Here is a 17,599-nt window from a genome sequence, read left to right as displayed (position 1 = left end):
TCGGCACGGGGCTCGGGAGCGGGCGGGGAACCGGAGTACCTCCCGGGCGGCACGGTTGAGCTCGGCGCGGCAGCGGAACGGCGCCGGCACCGCGAGTCGTCGGTCGGCAGGGCGGAGGCCGCGACGCCGTGGGACGGCTGGAGCGGGGTCCAGCACCCGTTCGTACGGCGGCGGTGTGGCGTCAGCACGGGCTGCACGGTGCCAACGCCGGCGGCCAAGAAGGCGATCCGCTTGAGGGGCTCGGTGACACGCCGCCGACCTGCGCATGGCGGGGCGCGGGCTCCGCGTCATGACGGCACGTCATTGCCCACCGTGGATCGCGGCGTTGTCAGTGGTGGCCGATAACGTCCGGGGTGGTGGAAGGACCGTTTCCCGACAGGAGTGGACGATGACCGAGAATCTTGTGATGCCCGCGCTCAGGGTGGTGTTGACCGACGTCAACGAGCGCGTGGTGGAGGCGTGGCGTGCGGCATTCGCCGACACGCCGGCGGTCGAGATCCGCCGGGGTTCGATCCTCGACGAGGATGTCGACGCCTGGGTCACTCCCACCAACTCCCGCGGCCGGATGGACGGCGGGGTCGACGCCGTCATCAAGCGGCACCTCGGAGCGGGCATCCAACTGCGCGTGCAGCGGGCGATCCGCGACCGGTTCGCGGGGAGCCTCCCCGTGGGCAGCGCGGTCTGCGTCTCGTCCGGGGCGGCCGTCCCGCGATACCTGATATCGACGCCGACCATGGTGCAGTCCTCACAGAACGTGAGTGCCACCCTGAACGTGGCCATGGCCTGCGCCGCCGCGTTCCAGGCCATCCACCGTCAGAACCGGAAGGCCCCGGGCAGCATCCGCTCGGTGGCGCTGGTCGGCCTGGGCGCGCAGACCGGCCGGGTGCCCGCCAGGATCTGCGCCAACCTGATGTGGACCGGCTACACGCTCTTCCACGACCACTGGTTCCAGGACGACGACGAGCTGCGCTCCACGATCAGCACGCAGCTCAACGGCATCGAGAAAGCGCCGGTCACCAAGCGGGTACGCATCGTTCCACCGCACGGACAGTCCCCTGCCTCCGACCACCTCCACCCCACCGGCCACCCGGCCGGCAAGCCCCATCCCTCCGCCACGACGACCGGGAGCCCTTCCCCCATGAGCGATGCCACCTCCACCACCCCGGCCCAGCCCGACGCGAATGATCCGCTCGGCCTCACCGATCTCTTCAAGGGTGGCGGTGAACCCTGGCTTCCGCTCCTGAAGCCGGTCATCGAGGCGCAGCCGGACGCCGCCGAATTCATCGGCCAGAGCCGCAGCCCGGAAGTCGTCCCGGTGCGGGAACTGACCTTCCAGGCGCTCAAGCCCAACCCGCCGCACAAGTGGAAGGTCGTCGTCTTCGGCCAGAACCCGTACCCGCGGCCGGAAAGCGCCACGGGCATAGCGATGTTCGACAACACTTTCAACGACTGGCAGGACAGCCAGTTCGGGAGGGTCGTCAGCGTCCGCTGCATCATCAAGGCAGCAGCGATGTGGAAGTACGGCATCGCCAAGAAGACGGCCATCGCCGACGTCCGGGCCTTGCTGAAGGAGCGGGAGACGGTCCAGCCGCCGGAGTGGTTCCAGGCGATGCTCACGCAGGGTGTGCTGCTGCTGAACGCCTCGCTCACGGCCAGCGGTGACGGCGCGATGGGGACCGATCGGCACACCGCGTTCTGGCGGCCCGTCGCCGAACGGATCGTCGAGGAGATCTTCAAGGCCAAGCAGGACGCCGACGAGGAGGACCGCGGTGTCGTCTTCGCCTGGTGGGGTGCCCACGCCCGCAATCTGAAGAAGATCGTCCTCCGGCTCCAGGAGAAGTACCCCGACGTCGAGGTCCGGCACATCGATCATGCCAATCCCGCGGCCCAGGGTGACATCTTCTGCGAGGGCGACCACTTCGCCATGGTGAACGCGGCCCTCGCGTCGCTGGGCGCGGACGAGATCGACTGGCTGCCGAGCAAGGGCTGGAACGAGGAGACGGCCGGTGCCGCAGGCGGGGGCGGTGATGTCGCGGCGCGCATGGGCGCCTTCATCGCGTCGACCATGGAGCTGCACCAGCTGTACCTGGAGCGGCTCACCAGCGTCAAGGACGAGGGACTCGTACTCCCGGCGATCACCGGTGTATTCGACACACCGCTGATGGACTTCCATGACGCCCTCGCCCCGGTCACCGGCGTGCTGTCCGGGCTCCGCCGGCACATCGAGCGGTCCCACGAGTTCGGCAAGCGGCGGGCGGACGAGATGGCCGGCTGCCTGTCCGCCGACGCGATCGCCGCGCTCTACCTCTACACCTGCGAATCGGCCTTCTACCGTGAGATCAACGCCGTACTCCGGTCCCCGGACCGGACCAAGGCCGTGCCCTACCTCCCCTACCTGCGGCTGCTGTTCTCGGCAGTGTCGGGGCTGCCCGCCCAGACCCGGCCGCTGTGGCGCGGCGTGTCGCTGGACCTGCGCGCGCAGTACCCGGTCGGACGGACGGTGACCTGGTGGGGTGTCTCCTCGTGCACCTCGGAGCTGAGCGTCGCCCGGGCGTTCCTGGGCAACCGTGGCAAGCGGACACTCTTCGAGGTGACTCCCGCGCGGGCGGTGGGTATCCGCAGCTTCTCCGCCTTCACCGGAGAGGAGGAGTACATCCTCGCGCCGGGCACCCAGCTCAAGGTGACGGACATCAAGACCGAGCGCGGCGGTCTGTGCACGGTCAAGCTGACCGAGGCGGACGACGCTCCCCTCGTCTCCTGATCGATCGGGTCCGGCGTGCGTGGCCGGGGACGCCGGTCACCCGGCCGCCCCCCGTGCCACGTGCCCCTCCCCCATGCCGTTTCGCATGGATAAGCAGGCGGACCATGTGAAGACGCCGGTGGTGTGGAGTCCGGTCGGGCAGATGGCCGAGGTCTTCTCCTGGCGCGTGGCGATGCCGTGCCACGGCTTCAGGCGCTTGATGCACGGCCCGGCCGGGCTGGGGCCAGCAGCCGCCCGGCCCTGGGCCTGAACGACGACGGGAACGGATATTCGCCCCGGGCAGCCCGGAAGCGGTACGGGGACGCTCGATAGATGAGGCCGGTGGGAAGTGGGGCTGGCCAGGAGCGACGTATGACCTGTCGTCAGACCGTATGCTGCACCGGTGCAGCGGCTGCCCTACTGCTGGGACTGGTTGCCTTCTCGAACAACCAGGCCGGCAAGTCTTCCGGGAGCCGAGATGCTCACACCACCACCCGGCACCGAGCCCGGCAAGCAGTTCTGCGTCCTGACCACGCGAGCCGTCAGCGCCGGAACGAACATGGCGACCCGGAACGGCGACAACACCGTGAGGAGCGCGGCGGCGCAGGACGCCGATATGACAGCCTGACGGTACCTGAGCAAGGCAAGGGCTAGGCGGACGAGAAGGCGACGGGCAGCCCGCCCGGCACGTCAACACGAGCGGCAATCAGGTGGGGCGGAGCGACCGGCGGGCGGGTGGGCGGCACGACCACGGCGCGCAGCGCGACACAGTGGACCGTAGTGGGCCTGACGCCCCACAGAGGCACGGTCGCGGCGACCGGCCCGAGCGACGACTCAGCCGGACACGGCAGGCACGACGCGGCACCCAAACAGCAGGGGGTGAGACGGAGGGCCGACAGCAGACCGAGGAGACGACTGCCAGACGCCGCGATCAGGAGGACCCGACATCACGCCAAGGTTCGGCGGCACGCCGAGCGGATGAGCTCCTCCGCATGGACTCGACACGACTCCGGTCAGCCGTCCTGACGTAAGACTGATCCGAAAGCACCCGGAAACAGTGGTCCAGCTGCGGCGCGCCCGCGGACAGGACCGTCACTCACCTGTGCGCTCTGTTCTAAGACGAGCAGGCGCCCGGCAGGCGGGACGTGACCGACTGCTGGGCCGCCACCGGCAACGGAGCGACGGGGCCGCGCGACACGCCTCGGCGGCGGCGGTCCCCGGCCGGTGGATGCTACGACAGGTGCATGAACAACGGTCACGGGCAGTCGGCGCCACAAGAGGTGGCGCACCGGATGCCCAAGCACAGGATCCTCGCCCTGACGGACGGCGTGGTGGCGATCGCCATGACCCTGCTGGTGCTGGACATCGAGCTCCCGGACGGGCTGGGCGGCGCGGCGCTGGACGACGCCCTGGAAGACGTCCTGTCCCAGATCGGTACGTTCGTACTGAGCGCGGTTGTGATCGCGCTGTTCTGGCGGGCCCACCACGCCGCGCTAAGAGAGGCCGAGTCGGTGGACGGCCACTTGTTCTGGCTGAACGTCGTCTTCCTGGTCCTGGTCTCCCTGATGCCGTTCCCGACGCGCGTTCTGGAGGAGTACTCCTACCTGCCCCTCGGCCCGGCCCTGTACGGGGCTGTCATCGGGGCGGCAGCGCTGGTGCTGTACGCGGTGGAGCTGCACATCGCCCGTACCCACCGCCGCGCGTCCTGGCGCAGCGTCGCCCTGCCGGCGCAGGCTGTGGTGTTCCTGCTGTCGGTGGCCATCGCGTTCTGGTCGCCTCCCGCCGCCATGTACAGCTGGATCGCCGCCGTTCCCCTGTCGCTGCTGGCCCACCGTGTCTCCGCCCTGCCCGGGTCGTAGGGGTGACCCCGCGACCCGCCACCCGCGGTGCAGTCCGCGGCCGTCACGGCGGGCATGTTCGGCGGTCCCCCGCGTCAGAGGTGCCCCGCATCGTGCGGCGGGTCTCCTGCTGGGCAGTCCGGGTCGTCACCACGTCGCGCTCGCCGACCTGCACCACACCGGTGCACGGCAGCTGCTGTCGGACGCCCTGGAGCAGCTCGACTATGGCGGTGAGAACGGGACCTGGCGCAACGTCTACCTCATGGGCGTCCTGGAACTGCGCCGGGGTGCGGTGGTGACCCCCACCTCCACCATCGCGCCGCGCCCGACATGATGGCCGCACTGCGCTGGAACCTGGCCCTTCGGGTGGACGGCCCACGCAGGGAGCCGGACACCATCTGCCTCGACCTCAGCGACGGCGGATCACCAGCGCAGACGGCACCTCTCGACCACCACCGCCCGCCATCCGACCACAGATCAGGACACCCCCGGACCGGCGACCACCGTCGTCACGGCTACCGAGGCACCAGCACCGTCCGACCACAACCCCACCCCAACCTGATCGACCCAGGCCAGAACACCCGTTCCTGATCACAGAAACTGCTCCTGGCCAGAAGCGCTGCGCGAGCTGGGCGGGGAATGGGCCGGTCACCGGAGGAGGCGAGCAACGAGCAGGCCGACCTGCTGGGTGTTGGCCCTCCGCTGGAAAACGGGAGAAGCCTTGCCCTCGCCCCTGACCAAGCGATTCGGTCAGAAGGCACCGGGCCAACGGTGACGATGCCGCACCTGTCAGAGACGGCCCCAGAGGCACGGGACGGGGTCAGTGGGAGCCCTGCTAGTTTTCACGCATGGCCGACTTCACCAACAGGCGACAGATCACTTCGGTGGCACAGCTCACTCCCATCCAGGCCGAGCAGGTCGCCCTGTGCGGTGCTGCTTACGACGACGAGGACCTCCCGGCCGACCGTCGCCTCTCCCCCGATCCCGACGATGAATCCGTACTGAACTACTGCGAGCTCTGGGACGTGGTGGTCGACGGTGCGCCCGTCTACGAGGCCTGGTTCTACCAGTCGGACAGCGGGTCGATCTTTCTGGCCGGGACCACCGAGATGGTCGCCCAAATCATCCAGTGCGGCCTGGAGTGCCCGGACGAGGATCGGGAGCTGGAGCTGGGCACGGCCATGGTGCGGGCGGGCCTGCTGCCGTCAGGAGACTCGGAATTCGAGCGGTTCCGCCGAGCCGCCGACGCGACACCGTAGTCACTGGCGACGGACTAAGACTCCGGTTGGCAGACCCCAACACGGTGTGTGGCGAGCGGCACGGTGCAGCAGGCGGTGGTTGGTCCCACAACCCGTCCTCGGCGTGGCACAAAGAGGCGGCCTGAGCCTGGTGATTGCCACCAGCGCGAGGGCAAACACCGTCCGGAACGGCCCGGGACGGCACGCGGCCCGGGGCGGCACGGCCCCGGCGCGGGTGCCGGCACGGTGGCCGTACACGTTCAGTCCGGCAAGCGCCGGCGGACGGACGGCGGCACCCCGGCGGAGCCGCACGATCCTGCGCAGCGGACGAGGCGGTGACGGGCCGACCTCGGCACGCGGACGGCGGCGGCCCGTGACTGCCTCGGCGCCGGACGGCCGCGGGACGGCCACGGGGCGGAGTGGGACGGCGGCCGGCGGCCGGCGGAGCAGCAGCGGAAGGGCGACCGGACGGGCGAAGCGGCTTCCGGCCCGGGCGGTGCGACGACGACGGCCAGCGACAGAGCGGGCGCCCGGGCGCGGTAACCGGGAGCCGGCTCCTTTGCTGAAGCCAGCCGCTGAAAGCAACTGGTGACTCCCTCCCAGCGCGTCCGCTGCGGTAGGGAGCGCCTGATCGACAGGTGAGGCGGTTCCCTCCCCATCCGCCGCTGCCCGCCCCGGAAGCCGGTCATGAGTACGCCGTCCCACCACCACCGCGAGGCGCTGCGGCGCAAGGGGGTCGTCTCGGTCACCGTGTCCCAGTCGCACGGGGTCCTGGCAATCCGGACATCGGATGCCGCCCGCCTCCGCTGTCGGCGCAGTTTTCCACCCGCTTGGACGCGAGCGCCGCCAACAGGGGTGTCGGTGCCGGGAATAGGGGCATCCGGATCAGGCCGTCGCCCTTCCATCGGGACAGCGCCATGAGCGATATCAGGTCAATATCCCGTTATGTGAAACATGTCCTACTGGCCGGTAGTGCCGGGAGCTAGCTTCTGGGCCATGACCAAAGCCAAGAAGACAACAGCGGAGGCACGCCGGGTGCTGGCCGCCGCGGCCGCGGCCGTCGGTGTCGCCACAATGGTTCCGGGCACGGGCCAGGCGCACGCGGCAACGGCTCAGCGGATCATGGTCGACCGCGTGATCGACGCACCGGACGCGTCCGCGCAAGACGGGAAGTGCCTGTCGACCAAGGGCGGTTGCACCCTGCGTGCGGCAGTCATGGAGGCCAACGCACACCCGGGTTCGACGATCGCCCTCCCCGCGGGCCACTACAGCCTCAGCATCCCGCCGCTGCTCGGCCGGCCCTTCACCGACTACACCCTGGCCGATACGGCACACGGCAACCTGAAGATCTTCGCACCCACCACGATCACCGGAGCCGGGGCGGACGCCACGGTCATCGACGGGCGTGGGATCGACCGGGTGTTCACCGTCATGCGACCGGCGACGATCTCGGACCTCACCATCACCCGGGGCCGCTCAGAGCCCACGGCGTCCCTCTACAACTACTACGGCGGTGGCGCCGCGCTGAACTCCTCGCAGCTCACCATGGAGCGAGTGCGCCTCACCAGGAACACCGGCAGGATCGGCGGCGCCGTACAGAACATCCCCTTCAGCTCCTTCACCCTGCGCGACAGCCTCGTGGACCACAACGAGGCCGGCGAAGCCGGTGGCATCCGGTTCGACTCGGCGGGCCTGGTCGAACGGTCCACGATCAGTAACAACCGGGTCATCGACCCGTACGAGCCCACGCGGCCGGGCGAACTGGCGGGCTACGGCGGCGGCATCGATGTACGAGGAATCAGGGACGTCACCCTTGTGGACACCAAGGTGACCGACAACTACGCGGAGAAGGGCGGGGGCGGCATCAACATCACCCTCGGCTACACCCCCGCCCCGCCAGTACGAGTCGGCCCCGGCAGCGTCCGGTTGAAGAACTCCACCGTCACCGACAACTCCCGGCTGGAAGGCGCGGACAACTGCCGGGCCGTACTCGCGAGGTTCGTGGACCTCGGTGGCAACACCGACTCCGACGGCACCTGTGGGCTGAACTCCTGACCGCCGTCGATCGGCTTGGGGACGATCATCCCGCTCAATGCCTGGACGCACGGCCTCATGGCGTCCGATGCTTGGTGTGGGCCCGGGCGAGAGCGCTGGCGCCCACGGACGATGGCGACCACCCGTACTGTTGGTGCACGCAGCGCGTCATCCGGCCGCCCGAGGTGCCGGTGTCCACCAGGGGCGGCAGTCGGGCCCTGGGTACCGGCGCGACCTCTGACGTTCGACACCCTCAGGAGGCCCATCACCTCGTACGTCTCCCTGCGATCAGACCGCCACGGGTTCCTCGGCGACGAACTTTTCCACGATCTCCCGGGCGCGCCGGTCGAGATCGGCGTACTGCGCCTCGCGTTCAGCGCCCCCGACCGCTTCGCCGACCAGGAGGTTGCCTTCGGCGTCGACGCGCTGCGGGCGCTCCTCCGCGTCGGTGAGCAGGCCGACGGCGGAGAGGGAGAAGCCGCAGTAGTAGGCGATGCCTTCGCTCAGATTCGTTTCAAGGACGGTTTGCATCCCCTCCACGATGGGATCGCCGGAAGTGGCACCGGCCAGGCCCAGCCACAGCATGCGCTTGCCGGCGAGGCGGGGCTTGCTGCGGCCGTAGGCGAATCCGTAGTTCCATACGCGGTCGATCCATCCCTTGAGGATGGCGGGCACGCTCTGCCAGTACACCGGGAAGACGGCGACGACGACATCGGCATCGAGGATGCGCTGCATATGGGCGTGCACTTCGTCCGAATACGCCTTGTCCCTGTTGCCCCAGTCCGGCTGGTCGGAGGTGTTCATCCGCGGGTCGAACCCTTCGGCGTGCAGGTCGAGCAAGTCAATGCGGTATCCGGCGGCTTCGAGCCGGGCGGCAGCACGGCGAGCCGTGTGCGCGGTGAGGGAATCGGTGCGGTGGTGTGCAACGACCACGAGGGCTGTCCTGGCATGGGTGTCGTACTGCGTCACGGTGTCTCCCGGCTGATCTCGGTCGGTTCGATGGATCCAGTACAGCCGCGACGAGGTGGATGATCCATGGGAGAAACGCTCCAGAACATAGGAGATCGTCTACGCTGAGCTCCGTGGATCCTTTGAGTTCACTCCTGAGCGGCATCCGGGCAGAGGGCTCGGTCCTCACCCACGCCATACTGACGGCGCCCTGGACCATCCGCTTCGCCGACGACGCACCGCTCACCATGATCAGCGTGCTGCGTGGCGGGGGCACCCTGATACTGCCCGACGGCACCGAACGCGCGGTCGGCGTGGGCGACACGGCCATTGTGAACGGCCCCGCACCGTTCCATCTGGCGGACCGCCCCAGCACTCTCCACAGCCCCCATGCCGCGTACGAGATCGCCTGCTTCACCACGGACACCGAGTGCACCGCCCAGGAACTCGGCGGTATCGGATGGGGCACCGACTCGAAGGAGGCGACCGCGCTGATCGTGGGCGCCTACCGCGCGTCAGGTCACCGCCACGAGCGGCTCCTGCGTGCCCTGCCGCCCGTCTTGGTGATCAAGGAGGACATCGAGGTCTGTGCCTGGCTGGAGACGGCCGCCGTCGACGCCGCCCAACTCTCGGCCGGCTCACAGGCGCTGATGGACCGGCTTCTCGACTGGGCCCTGGTGTGCACGTTGCGCAACTGGTTCGACCGGGCCGGCGCCGACGCGCCCATCTGGTACCGGGGTCTCGCCGACCCAGTCCTCGCCCCCGCCTTGCAGGCCTTCCACGACCGGCCCGCCGAGGCCTGGACGGTGGCGTCACTGGCCGCTCGATCCGGAGTCTCCCGCGCCCTGTTCGCCAAGCGCTTCACCAAGCTGATGGGCCGTCCGCCCCTCGCTTACCTCACCGAATGCCGCATGGACGAGGCCGAGACTCTTCTGGCCGACACCGATCTCAGTATCGCCCAGATCGGAAGGTTGGTCGGCTACGCCGACGCTTTCGGTTTCAGTGCCGCGTTCAAACGCCACAAAGGCCTGAGCCCCAGCACATTCCGCGCCGCGGCGGCCTGAATTCCGGTTCGGCGAAGGAACCTGCGGGTGGGAAGCCTCGTCCCACGCGCAGAAAGTGAGACACCCGCAGGTGCTGGAGCCCTTGCCTGAGTACCCAGTTGAGGTGGTCGTCGCCCTGGTGCGCGCGTTCTGGCTGCCCACAGACGCGCCGCTTCCGCCGGCAGGCGTGCGGACTGGGGTTATCGTGGCCCACCAGCAACGGCAAGGCGCTGCTGGCCGTGCGGACCGCCGAACAGTTCGACGCCGGCCGCATACCTGGTCCTGATTCCCTCGCTCGTGGTGAGCAACGGGTCCGTCCGCTGGAGCGTGGCAGCCGCGGCGAAGGACGGTGAGCCTTGGGGGTAGCCCCCTCTGACGGCGGTACGCCGTGATACCGCAGCACGGCCAAGTGGGCCCAGGATCAGCACCGCGCCCACTCTCTTACACAAGGGCAATGGCCGAACCGGCCGAGAGGGACAGCTTGGTGGCATGGAGGAGTTGCAGGCAGACGTAGGACTCGATGCCGTAGCGCTGCCAGCCGCCGGCGACCGGCATCCCGGCTTCGGCCGCGTCCCAGACCTCGTCGGAGTGCGGGTGAAGGTCTTCGGGCAGACCGAGAGCCTGAGCGAGACGGCGGGTCTCGGCGAGCAGCCGTACCGAGGAGCCCATGTAGCCACCCGGGGCGGCTTTGTCGACGATGACGTGAGGGAAGTCGACGGGGACGTAGTAGCCCTCGCAGTCGGAGTGGTGGATCAGGTGGTCGAACGGGCCCGGCCGGTCCCTGTCCGGCACGGTTCGATACACCTCCCGCAGGAGCGGATCGTCGGTGGCGCGCGAACCGTCGAGCGGCAAAGGTTCAGGAAGCCGCCCGTCGGCCGCCAGGTGGACGGCGAGGCGCCGAACGGTGTGCAGCCCGGCGTAGCCCACATCTCGAACTCGGTCTCCCGTGCGTCGACCCGGTCCGGCTCGGTCCACGAGGGCGCTCCGGCCCGCTCCAGCAGCTTGCCGAGCGCGGCGAAGTCGGCGCCGAGCGCCTCCGCGTACTCTTCCTCGGCATCGGTCAGCACGCCGACGACCATGTTCAGCCCCATGCCGCAGATCCTGCCAGCAGCCACTGACAACGCACCTGATCACGAAAACCCACGTCGCTGTTCGACGCCGCCGGGTCACGCGTGTGCACGGGAAGGGTGGCCCCTGCGGGAGAGCGCCGACATCTCGGTGTTGAACTTTCCCGGAACGGAACGGCAACCGTGCCGCTCTCGCTGCTCCCCGTGTGCGCCCGATGGCGCGCTGCCCGTTGCCGGCCTTCACGGCTGTCAGCTGAAGATGTCCAGGACATCCAGCCGGGAGCCGGCGGCGGCGGAGCGAACCCGCAGCGGGCGCGGCTCCGGGTAGGTTTCCGCTGCGGCCCTCGCGCGGACGATGTCGGGCCCGCCGCACGCCGCGACCGCGAAGGCGCCGAAAACCTTGGCGAACGCGGCCGGGTCGCGAAACTCCATGCCGAGCGCCTGGCCGTCCCACAGCGGCACCCACACCACCCGGTCGGACCGTGACCATGCCCCCACCGGCTGGTCGTCCGCGGTTGACCGCCCCTCCAGCCACAGCCGCGCCACGTGCAGCAGGTTCACCTTCTCTATCGGCAGCCGCCTACGGCGTACCCGCAGTTCACGCGTGGTCAGCTCGATACGCTGGTCCTTCTTCGGGTACCAGAAGACGCCGATCCCGAAAGGCGCCCACAGCAGGATCCCGATCATCGGCCAGACCACAGCGTGGCCCCACGACCGGAGCAGCCCGCCGTCCACCAGGGACAGGGCCCCGAAGACCACAACCCACTTCGCCGTCATCCGCCAGAACCCACTGCTCTGCCGGTACAGGACCTGCCGCTTCCCCGTTGTCGTCATGCCCGCACGCTATCCGCCGCCCCGGAGCTCACTGTAGGCGCCCTCCGCCACCGCGGGGCAGGCGGCTCATCGAAGCCACCCGTCGAGCCTGCACGCGGCATTGACCACGGCGCCCGCGGGACACCGAGCAGGCGCACTCGTGCTTGTCGCGAAGGGCGGGCCGGCTGCTCAAGCGGGAGACAGGTGCGTCTGGCGCAGGCCTCAGGCCGCCTTCCTCCAGACGCTCATGCCCAGTTGCAGGAAGGCGGCTTCTCGTAGGGCCGTCTGCTTGACCTGGATCGCGAGGACCGCGATGTCGCCGGAGGCGTTCTTGACGCAGAGCTGGGTGCCGACGTCCGCCGCCGCGAGCGACCAGGTGCGGTATGCGGAGCCGGTGGCGCCGCTGAGGAGGTGACGGCAGGTGTCGAGGGAGGCAGCCTTTCCGTTGAACAGCTGCACGAACACGCTGGTGTCACTCTGCAGCGCGCAGTCGACGTCGTCCTCGCAGTCGAGGCGGATGTCGCCCGTGCGGTCCTCGCGCAGCATCGGCTTGGTGAGACTCAGGGAGTTCTTCTCGTTCAGCCACACGGGGGACTCCACGACGGCTCCCGGCGCCGGGGACGTGTTCGGGGCGGGCTGCGACCCCCGGGGGGAGCCACCTGCGGCCGGCAGGGGGCCTGACGGCGGCGCCGTGGACCGTGCGGACTTCGTCGCGCCGGGTGTCGAAGCGGGCGTGTCCGCGGCCCGCTCGCCGAGGCCGAACCGGTCTCCGGCGAGCCATGTCAGTCCGGTGAGCACCAGAGTGCCCGCCGTCACGGCCGCGGCCGTGATCAGCACGGTACGCCGTCCCGGCACACGCCGCCGGGCGGGCTTCAGCATCCGCGTCGCGGCCGCGGTCGACGGAGCCACGGGGGTGCGTACCGGGTCGGGAACGGTCGCCTCGGGTCCCGTGATCTCGCGCCACACGGCCGGCCCGGTGCTCGCGTCGGCCTCGGTGTCCAGTTGCCGCCGGCACCACTCGACAACCTCCGCCGGCGTGGGACGCGCTCCTGGATCAAGCGCCAGGCACCGGGCGATCAGCGGCCGCAGCGGCTCGGGCAGCCGGGACAGGTCGGGTTCCTCGTGCACGATCCGGTACAGCACGACGGGCGCGATGCCGTCCCCGTACAGCGGTTCACCCAGCGCCGCGAAGGCCGCCGTCTGGGCCAGTGCGAAGACGTCGGTCGCCGGGGTGATCGCACCGGCGGTCGCCTGCTCGGGGGCCATGAAGTGGGGTGTACCGACGGTGGTACCGGTGGCGGTGTGCGAGGAGAGGTCGGCGGCGATCGAGATGCCGAAGTCGATCACGCGCGGACCGTCGGCGGCCAGCAGCACATTGGACGGCTTGAGGTCCCGGTGCACGATTCCCGCGGCGTGGATCGCCTGGAGCGCCTCGGCCACGCCTGCCATCAGCCACAACACGGCGGACACCGGCAGTGGGCCACTGCGGGCGACGGCCTCCGTGAGGGAGGGCCCGGGCACGTACACCGTGGCGAGCCAAGGGGGTACGCCGTCGGTGTCGGCGTCGACGAGTTCCGCGGTGTAGGCGCCCCTGACGCGGCGGGCGGCCTCCACCTCCCGGCCGAACCGCCGCCGGAAGGCCGGGTCGTCGGCCAGTTCCGGCCGTACCACCTTGATCGCCACCGGGCGGCCGCCCTGGGTGTGCGACAGGTACACCCGGCCCATGCCCCCCGCGCCGAGCCGGGCCGCGAGGCGGTAACCGGCCACGACGGGTGGGTCATCCGCCTGGAGCGGCTGAAACACCTCGGTGGTGCTGCTCATCGGACTGTCGTCCCCCTGATCCCCTACCGGCCGACGGGCCGGCCCGGGACGGCAGCCTAAACGGAATGAATGGACCGCGCTGACCCGGGAGCCCCTCCGTCACCCCACGAGGCATCGGACCCAGCCGCGCCATCGGCACCGACTGGACCAGCCCGCCGACCAGGCGGCGTCCTTCGGTCAACCGCCGGCCGCCTGACGGCCACGTTCTACCGCCGACCGCCTGACGGCCACGTTCTACCGCCGTCGGCGTTGCCGACCGGCGCTTGCCCTGCCCCTCGGCCCGACGGCGAACTGATGCCACCGCTCCAGCCGCGTTGCATGCCTATGTGCGGAGCTGTACGCGGTCCCGCTCAGTCGGGGCCGGCGCAACAACCGGAAGGGCTCCTGCTCGGGGACGGCGCCGCGACTGCGACCGCGCATCGTGCGGCTCTGCCGCTCCACCGCCTCCGCAATCGGTCAGGTGGACCGGCCCGGGACGGCGGTGCGACCTCGCGGTGTGCCTGGAGGGCACAGCGGTCCCCTCGCACGCCGTCCGCCCGGGCTTCACCGGTCCGGCGGGGGCGGGCCCGGGCCCGGGTTCGGTGCGGCGTCGGCCGGCTCGGAGACCGGCACGGCGCCGGGGGGAGGATCCGCAGGGCACGCGCGACAGCCCGGCCCGCCGCCTTGTTGGCGACCGCGGTGACCCGGGTGTGTTCCGAGTGGGTTTCGTCGCCCGGGCTGACTGCTTCAGGCATGCGGTGGGCCGGCCGACGACCGGATCGAAGCCGACGGCGGCGACGTGCCTGGTGAGCTCAGGGGCGATGCCCGTCCACCGCTCAGGCAGCGTGGCGCCGAGGGGTGCTCGAAGCCGCCGGCACCGCTGCCGTCGCGATCCTGCGAGGGAGCCCCGGCCAGTGGGTGAGGCGGGACACCGCAAGGTTTCTCCCACGAGCCGCGTCTGTCCCGACGGCGCTCCCGGAACCGGCGACCTGGCGACCGGCCCCGGTACGGATGCATCGGAAGCCGGGTCGCCGGAAGGTCCGGTGGGTCGTCAGGCGCGGCAGCGCAGCATTTCCAGCGGGGGGTTGGCGTGGAGGTCCGCCCAGTGGTCCTCGCCGAACTCACGTACGCCGGCCTGGGACACCTCCACCGGGACCCAGGTCAGCTCGCTGAATCCGGCCGCCTTCAGGCAGCGCTCGTAGACCTCACGGCGCGGACGGTTGGCGATGAACGAGACGGGTGGGTCGAGCAGAGCCGTGGTGCGGACCTGCGGTCCGGTCTCGGCCTCCTCGCCGGTGAGCTCGCTGCGGAAACCGTACTTCTCCGGAGACGGCCCGTCGAAGCGGAAGTCCGGCGACTGGTTGAGCAGGAACAACTCGGCGCCGGGCTTCAGGCTTTGGTGGATGTTGCGGCACATCAGCTCAGTAGTGGCGATGTCCGGTGCGTAGCTGAGCAGCTGGACCGCCAGGCCCACGTCGAAGGGCTGCTCGAAGGCCCGCAGCGTGGACACGTCGCCGACCTCGTAACGCACGCCCAGCGGGTCGTGCTCCTCCAGCTTCTGCGCCACGGCGACCATCTCGCCGGAGATGTCGATTCCGAGCACGTCCGTGGCGCCCCGTCGCTTGAACTCCCGGCTGTAGAAACCGGTGCCGGAGGCCAGGTCGAGGACCGACTTGCCGCTCACGTCCCCGACCAGGGACCAGGAAGCTGGGCACCACCGCGTACTGCTCCAGAGGCAGGGCCTTGAACCCCTCGTACGCCTCACCGATCTCGTCATACTGTTGCTGCGCGCTCATCGCGTCGTCCTCCCCGCGTGTTTCACCATGTCACCGGCTCCGGCCGCCCGCGATCGGGACGGTTCGCCGCCTGTGGCTGGCAGTCTCTCCCAACCTGGTTGACCGTCAGGCTTGGCGGAAGACACGAAAATATGGACGTCGTCCCGGGTTCCCGCACAGGCGGGTGTCCCCGGTCCGCCGGCCTGCACCCCGGCCCAATCGAACGCACCCGCACCCGCCGGGCAGTCACAGGGAGGCCATGCCCCGGTCCGCTCTGGCCGCCCGCGATCTGCTGGGGAGAGATTCCAGCGGCACCAGTGCCAGTCCCCGGGGCTGGGGGCAGGCGCCCGCCGCGACGCAGCCCCTGTGGCGCGCTGAAGTCGGCCGAGGCCAAGGCCGCGGGGGCCTGGCTCTGTGGGCGCGCGGGACCGGAGCCACAGCGGTTCCTCACCCCCGGGGGGTGGGGTGGGCTCGGAGGGCACCGCCAGGGTCAGCAGGTGCTTGGTGCGCTCCTGTCGGCGAAGCGGTCCACGAGCCAGGGCAGGCCCTCGGTGCTGGTGGCTTCGGTCACTGCGATGTGCCCCGGGACGAGGTTGCCGGCGAACTTCACCGTCGCGTCCCGGCTGCACCATTCGGCGGCCAGGTTCTTGCCGACCTGCTGGGGGACGACATCGTCCAGGGCACCGTGGGAGAGCAGGACGGGAACCGCGGGCTTGCGCCTGCCGAGCTGCTGTTCCGCCACGATCGTGGCCCACGGGGCGCGCCCCAGGCGCTCGGTCAGGGGGCGCCCGTCCACCGTCAGGAAACGTGAGTGCAGGAAGGGGTACTTGGCGAGGGCCTGTGTGGTGCACAGGTTGTCCCACAGGTCGTTCGTCACGCGCTTGCCGTGGGCGTTCAGGTACGGATCGATGTCGATGCCGTACGCGGTGGCAAGGCCGGACAGGATGTAGTTGAAGAACGCCCCGTAGGCCGAGCCGTCCATGCTGTCGGCCACCTTGTTCAGGTCTGCGGGCGGTGCGCCGACGACGGCGAGGGGGCGCACTTGTCCGCCAGGCCTTGGGTGCCGGGGGCGAAGGCGATGGTGGGGCGCCGGCCGTGAGGGGATGTCCGGGGGATTCAGTACGGTGCCGGTGACGGCGATGGTCCGAAGGCGAGCACGGCGGAGGCCGCGGCGGTGAACGCTGCCACAGCACGCCCGCCCAGGGCGCGACGACAAGCCATGAGGGCTCCTCGGTCAGGGAAGCGGGAACAGAACACTCACGCAGTCGTGGGGGCGCGGCCCCTGTTGTTGTGCCATGGGGCCGCACGGGTCGCCTGGTGCGGGTCAGTGCACCGCGTTGTGGAACGCGTTGTGGAACGCGTTGTGGAACGCGTTGGGATTGCCGCCGCCGGAGTGGCTGTACGTTCCGACGGTGACGCCCTTGCCGCTCGTACGGGTGCCCGGAATGGCCCGGAGCGTCGAACCGGGGGTGTCGCGGGGAGTGGCGATGACGATCACCCGGGACAGATCGACATCACGGTTGTCGGCCTCGACGCGGTACACATGGCTCGATCGAGGCGGTGACCGCTCTCACCACGTGGAGTGCAGGACCGTGCCATCGGTGTTGACCAAGGCGCCGACCTGTACGTACGGCACTTGGGAGACGCTGCCGTCGCGGAGCCACGACGGCCGCCCCGGTCGGCACCGTCGCCGCCACGGCGAGGCCCGCGCCGGTCAGTGCTATGAGGCGGGTCCTCTTGACCTGGAACATGCACTCCTCTTCCACTCGAGATGCGGCCACCTCCCGGGGCGCCACACAAAAACGCTATGGCGCCTTTCAGTGACATCCCGAACTTTCCGCGGTAAACCACTGGTTGGAAGGGTGCGGAAGCTCATGCGGTGCGATCCCGGTGACACCACCGCACGCCGGATTGGGCCTGCTGTACACCAACTACCGGTGACGACACATCAGATCTGCGAGAGATCCCGGGCCGCCTGTGGGTTCCGCCTCCCTTGCCCTGGTCCTCGCGGCCGCCTCCGCGTGGGTGCGGCGCACTGCAGCTGTGATGCGCGCGTGCGGGCACCGGCACGCGCACCGGTGCGTCGGACCGGTCGTGGCCCGGCAGGTCAAGGCGGTCCGTCCGCCTCCGAGGGCATTCGGACCGGCCGGTCCGAAGGTCTTGTCCGGCGGATCATGCCTGTGCCGCGGCGCCCGGGCCTGCATCGGACCATCGCTCACCAGCACGCACCAAGCACCGCCCCGCGAAGACGGTCCGATGCGCTGGACGGCCCGCCCCCAGGGAACTTTCGTACAAGACAAGGC

General features: G+C 70.1%; 16 protein-coding genes. 8 read left to right on the top strand and 8 right to left on the bottom strand.

Annotated features, from left to right (window positions below):
* Positions 1 to 388: 388 nt before the first annotated feature.
* The 7 genes from ACZ6C1_RS28990 (at position 389) to ACZ6C1_RS28960 (ending at position 7,871) form a co-directional block, all read left to right on the top strand.
* Entirely contained in the window at positions 389 to 2,761 is a 2,373-nt protein-coding gene (locus tag ACZ6C1_RS28990; protein WP_469244762.1) for a macro domain-containing protein, read from the top strand.
* Positions 2,762 to 2,846: 85 nt separating this feature from the next.
* Positions 2,847 to 3,011: a hypothetical protein gene (locus ACZ6C1_RS28985; RefSeq protein WP_469244760.1), complete on the top strand. Its 165-nt coding sequence runs from the start codon at positions 2,847 to 2,849 to the stop codon at positions 3,009 to 3,011.
* 207 nt (positions 3,012 to 3,218) lie between these two features.
* Complete coding sequence (locus ACZ6C1_RS28980) at positions 3,219 to 3,368, top strand: hypothetical protein (RefSeq protein WP_469244758.1); 150 nt, start codon at positions 3,219 to 3,221, stop codon at positions 3,366 to 3,368.
* 664 nt (positions 3,369 to 4,032) lie between these two features.
* Entirely contained in the window at positions 4,033 to 4,599 is a 567-nt protein-coding gene (locus ACZ6C1_RS28975; protein WP_469244756.1) for a TMEM175 family protein, read from the top strand.
* On the top strand, positions 4,574 to 4,912 hold the full coding sequence (locus tag ACZ6C1_RS28970; protein ID WP_469244754.1) for an alkyl sulfatase dimerization domain-containing protein: 339 nt from the start codon (positions 4,574 to 4,576) through the stop codon (positions 4,910 to 4,912). The genes ACZ6C1_RS28975 and ACZ6C1_RS28970 overlap by 26 nt, the downstream gene beginning before the upstream one ends.
* 514 nt (positions 4,913 to 5,426) lie before the next feature.
* Positions 5,427 to 5,837, top strand: a complete 411-nt coding sequence (locus tag ACZ6C1_RS28965; RefSeq protein ID WP_469244752.1) for a hypothetical protein — start codon at positions 5,427 to 5,429, stop codon at positions 5,835 to 5,837.
* Between the two features lie 975 nt (positions 5,838 to 6,812).
* Complete coding sequence (locus tag ACZ6C1_RS28960) at positions 6,813 to 7,871, top strand: right-handed parallel beta-helix repeat-containing protein (protein WP_469244750.1); 1,059 nt, start codon at positions 6,813 to 6,815, stop codon at positions 7,869 to 7,871.
* Between the two features lie 267 nt (positions 7,872 to 8,138).
* Here the strand turns inward: ACZ6C1_RS28960 and ACZ6C1_RS28955 are convergent, their stop codons facing one another.
* Entirely contained in the window at positions 8,139 to 8,819 is a 681-nt protein-coding gene (locus tag ACZ6C1_RS28955; protein ID WP_469244748.1) for an NAD(P)H oxidoreductase, read from the bottom strand.
* Between the two features lie 113 nt (positions 8,820 to 8,932).
* On the opposite strand from ACZ6C1_RS28955, the gene ACZ6C1_RS28950 reads away from it, so the two are divergent.
* On the top strand, positions 8,933 to 9,862 hold the full coding sequence (locus tag ACZ6C1_RS28950; RefSeq protein WP_469244746.1) for an AraC family transcriptional regulator: 930 nt from the start codon (positions 8,933 to 8,935) through the stop codon (positions 9,860 to 9,862).
* A gap of 420 nt (positions 9,863 to 10,282) precedes the next feature.
* Here the strand turns inward: ACZ6C1_RS28950 and ACZ6C1_RS28945 are convergent, their stop codons facing one another.
* The 7 genes from ACZ6C1_RS28945 to ACZ6C1_RS28915 all read right to left on the bottom strand — a co-directional run bounded on the left by ACZ6C1_RS28945 (position 10,283) and on the right by ACZ6C1_RS28915 (position 16,839).
* On the bottom strand, positions 10,283 to 10,633 hold the full coding sequence (locus tag ACZ6C1_RS28945) for a hypothetical protein (RefSeq protein ID WP_469244744.1): 351 nt from the start codon (positions 10,631 to 10,633) through the stop codon (positions 10,283 to 10,285).
* Entirely contained in the window at positions 10,594 to 10,932 is a 339-nt protein-coding gene (locus tag ACZ6C1_RS28940; RefSeq protein WP_469244742.1) for a hypothetical protein, read from the bottom strand. The genes ACZ6C1_RS28945 and ACZ6C1_RS28940 overlap by 40 nt, the downstream gene beginning before the upstream one ends.
* 225 nt (positions 10,933 to 11,157) lie before the next feature.
* Positions 11,158 to 11,742 (bottom strand): hypothetical protein, encoded by a 585-nt coding sequence (locus tag ACZ6C1_RS28935; protein WP_469244740.1) that lies wholly within the window; start codon positions 11,740 to 11,742, stop codon positions 11,158 to 11,160.
* Between the two features lie 201 nt (positions 11,743 to 11,943).
* A complete protein-coding gene (locus tag ACZ6C1_RS28930) occupies positions 11,944 to 13,542 on the bottom strand; it encodes a serine/threonine-protein kinase (protein ID WP_469244738.1) in 1,599 nt (532 codons plus the stop codon).
* Positions 13,543 to 14,572: 1,030 nt separating this feature from the next.
* On the bottom strand, positions 14,573 to 15,205 hold the full coding sequence (locus ACZ6C1_RS28925) for a class I SAM-dependent methyltransferase (protein ID WP_469244736.1): 633 nt from the start codon (positions 15,203 to 15,205) through the stop codon (positions 14,573 to 14,575).
* 581 nt (positions 15,206 to 15,786) lie between these two features.
* On the bottom strand, positions 15,787 to 16,338 hold the full coding sequence (locus ACZ6C1_RS28920) for a lipase family protein (RefSeq protein ID WP_469244734.1): 552 nt from the start codon (positions 16,336 to 16,338) through the stop codon (positions 15,787 to 15,789).
* A 282-nt stretch (positions 16,339 to 16,620) separates the two neighbouring features.
* Positions 16,621 to 16,839 carry a hypothetical protein gene (locus ACZ6C1_RS28915; RefSeq protein ID WP_469244732.1) on the bottom strand — a complete coding sequence of 73 codons (219 nt, stop codon included), beginning with the start codon at positions 16,837 to 16,839 and terminating at the stop codon, positions 16,621 to 16,623.
* Between the last annotated feature and the right edge of the window lie 760 nt (positions 16,840 to 17,599).

It is taken from the genome of Streptomyces sp. NPDC041796, from assembly GCF_055590785.1.
The sequence above is the reverse complement of the archived record's forward strand: the minus strand, read 5'-3'. Positions and strand labels throughout refer to the sequence as shown.

Bases quoted from the DNA above. Each gene is read 5' to 3' on its own strand.
- ACZ6C1_RS28990 (WP_469244762.1), top strand. From the start codon at position 389: ATGACCGAGAATCTTGTGATGCCCGCGCTCAGGGTGGTGTTGACCGAC.
- ACZ6C1_RS28985 (WP_469244760.1), top strand. From the start codon at position 2,847: ATGGATAAGCAGGCGGACCATGTGAAGACGCCGGTGGTGTGGAGTCCG.
- ACZ6C1_RS28980 (WP_469244758.1), top strand. From the start codon at position 3,219: ATGCTCACACCACCACCCGGCACCGAGCCCGGCAAGCAGTTCTGCGTC.
- ACZ6C1_RS28975 (WP_469244756.1), top strand. From the start codon at position 4,033: ATGCCCAAGCACAGGATCCTCGCCCTGACGGACGGCGTGGTGGCGATC.
- ACZ6C1_RS28965 (WP_469244752.1), top strand. From the start codon at position 5,427: ATGGCCGACTTCACCAACAGGCGACAGATCACTTCGGTGGCACAGCTC.
- ACZ6C1_RS28960 (WP_469244750.1), top strand. From the start codon at position 6,813: ATGACCAAAGCCAAGAAGACAACAGCGGAGGCACGCCGGGTGCTGGCC.
- ACZ6C1_RS28940 (WP_469244742.1), bottom strand. From the start codon at position 10,932: ATGGGGCTGAACATGGTCGTCGGCGTGCTGACCGATGCCGAGGAAGAG.
- ACZ6C1_RS28935 (WP_469244740.1), bottom strand. From the start codon at position 11,742: ATGACGACAACGGGGAAGCGGCAGGTCCTGTACCGGCAGAGCAGTGGG.
- ACZ6C1_RS28930 (WP_469244738.1), bottom strand. From the start codon at position 13,542: ATGAGCAGCACCACCGAGGTGTTTCAGCCGCTCCAGGCGGATGACCCA.